A 274-nucleotide genomic window follows, 5' to 3' on the forward strand; every position below is an offset into this window, starting at 1 on the left:
CCTTCTGCCTTCAATCGAAGTTGAATCGTCCGTTCATGCGTTTGTAGCGCCTGAGAGGTATTGGCCAGCGTCCACGGTGCGACACCGAACGACGCGCGAACAAGTCCCGCGACGACATCTTTGGTCAACGGCTTCAGGTCGGCCAAATTCTGATCCCTGCGAATGAACTTGGCATCCAGATAGCGCGATAACACCTCGGCCCGAAGGACATCCGTTCCGACCATGCCTGACTTTAGCAGCCTGTCGTCAAAAGAAATGTAGCCCTGTTTCGAGT

The 274-nt window shown here is 54.7% G+C and carries 1 protein-coding gene; it reads right to left on the reverse strand.

The features are described from left to right. Window positions 1-274 (reverse strand): hypothetical protein (locus tag Q4519_RS21870; RefSeq protein ID WP_303516065.1); only part of this gene is annotated, 274 nt, incomplete at both ends.

Origin of the sequence: Motilimonas sp. 1_MG-2023 (assembly GCF_030547455.1) — a bacterium.
Lineage (GTDB): Bacteria > Pseudomonadota > Gammaproteobacteria > Enterobacterales > CBDFNC01 > Motilimonas.